The 1,824-nt window shown below is 41.2% G+C and carries 3 protein-coding genes; all 3 read left to right on the forward strand.

Annotated features, from left to right (window positions below; translation table 11 throughout):
- Positions 1-229 precede the first annotated feature (229 nt).
- The 3 genes from BCT27_RS19420 (at position 230) to BCT27_RS19430 (ending at position 1,492) form a co-directional block, all read left to right on the forward strand.
- Positions 230-661, forward strand: coding sequence for a hypothetical protein (locus tag BCT27_RS19420; protein WP_102396524.1), 432 nt, complete (start codon positions 230-232; stop codon positions 659-661).
- Positions 662-722: 61 nt separating this feature from the next.
- Positions 723-1,067 carry a hypothetical protein gene (locus tag BCT27_RS19425; protein WP_102396525.1) on the forward strand — a complete coding sequence of 115 codons (345 nt, stop codon included), beginning with the start codon at positions 723-725 and terminating at the stop codon, positions 1,065-1,067.
- A gap of 119 nt (positions 1,068-1,186) precedes the next feature.
- Positions 1,187-1,492, forward strand: coding sequence for a hypothetical protein (locus BCT27_RS19430; RefSeq protein ID WP_102396526.1), 306 nt, complete (start codon positions 1,187-1,189; stop codon positions 1,490-1,492).
- Positions 1,493-1,824: the final 332 nt, after the last annotated feature.

Below are 1,824 nucleotides of genomic sequence, written 5' to 3' on the forward strand. Positions count from 1 at the left end.
CATTTGTAACTCTAAGTCAGCGAAATTTTCTATTACTGATGACGGTATTAGAATTTATGGTTACTTGAGACATGGTTTGGGTGCCAACGTGCATAATTACACATAACAAGGCAATCAACGCGGGACGCTTTGTCAATGCGGCAGCTTTTCAAAGTGTTGTGAATACAAGGGATTAAAGCAGTTTTTGGCGGTTTGGTAAGCGCCCGTTATTGCGACGTTAGAGGGAAAAATGAGTTTCGGAACATTTTATAGAGTTGAAGACAAAGTGCGTGAGGCCTTTGTTGGAAAGATAAGCAAAAGTGAATGGTATGATGTCTTGGGAGAAATCGAGATTCAAAGCTATGAATCTTGTGATGCTGAGGAATCTATTCCTGCATGGGTTTTGGCACTAAAAAAAGAAGAAGCTCCATTAAATCTGCTTTTCCAAGGAGAGCTCCGCGCAGAACAAAATGAATATGATGATCCGGATGTGGTATTTCTTGGAAAAAATCTCATCCGATCGATCGTTTTGGAAATTGGAGTCAAGGGTAGGCCCTATTTCCAGACCTTACTTCAGGGTGTTAATTGCTTACCTGACTTTTGGCTGTTTGATTCTATGTTCACATTTTTAAACGAGTCCGCAGAAAAAGACGAAGCCGTAATTATAATGTGGGGCGGCTAGTAACCCCTCTAACAAGGCGTTAGGCATCAGATTATTCCCCTTCAACATTGGAGTGCTGCTTTTGAAACGCTGGGAAATAATTAGAAGAGTATCAGCCTTTTATATATTCATATTTGTTATAGCTGTATGTGCAGATTTAGCTGTATTTTCACTTGTTGAATACGGTCGAAAGCCAGATGGGTTCATCGGTTGTTATGCTTATGATGCAATGCTTATTGGCTTTGAATGTAAGGGGTTTAGTGCACAGTTAGTTGTGGAAGGTTTTCTAAACCTCCCGCTGTGGCAGTTTTTTGCTCCTTTGTTTGCCATTATGAGCTGGAGGGCCGCCGCATTGACTGTGCTGATGTGGATGTTTCCAGTACTATTTATGATTGCTGGGCGAAAGTTGCGAACAGTAAATGCCTAACAAACCAATCCAACCGACTCCACAACGTCGCCCTTTTTTTGCTAAAGAAACAGCAAAAATGGGCCACATTGCTCCGCGGCTGATTGGGGCGTTAGATTTCTTCGAAGGACAAGCTACGAGTGTCAGAGCGACTTAAGAATTATTGGGGTGAAGATATATCTGTATCTGAACTAGATGGTCAGGAAATCAAGGAAATTAGTACTGATTACCTTAGAGAGAAATATCTGATGAACACCTCAAAAATGAAACTATCTCCAAAATTTATAAATGAAATACAACTTCTTATTTCTAAACACAAAGAAGGTGACACTCTGTTGTGGCATAAAAGCCCTCAGAAAGCCTGGAACGAAGGAGTGGCAAACGAAGGGTACGCATTAATTAGAGACGGTTACTTTGTACATAGTATCTCAATAAGAATGAATTAGTTATACACCAATTAAAATCTAGCAAGGCGCTCAAACGAGGACAAATTGTGCGTGGTGTTTTCCGTCGGTTCTTCTCAGTGTTTAGTTTGTGATGTTTGGCTAGCTATTTCCTCTCTTCGTCGCAGGCTCTATAAACTCAAGACCCTCGTCAAACCAATCCCAAACTCGATGCAAAATCATATGGCTATCTTTGCTACGTTGAATTGAATACGCATGGTTTTATCGAGTGATTTTGTCTTTAAGGCCGCAGTTGAATTCACAAAATGGCGTGTTCGTCGGGTGTTGGCGGCGAGGCCGCGATAGTATTAATAATCAGCGGCTAACAAGGTCAT

The sequence above is a fragment of the Enterovibrio norvegicus genome, from assembly GCF_002876705.1.
Lineage (GTDB): Bacteria > Pseudomonadota > Gammaproteobacteria > Enterobacterales > Vibrionaceae > Enterovibrio > Enterovibrio norvegicus_B.

Coding starts and splice junctions, on each gene's coding strand:
- BCT27_RS19420 (WP_102396524.1), top strand. CDS start 230: ATGAGTTTCGGAACATTTTATAGAGTTGAAGACAAAGTGCGTGAGGCC.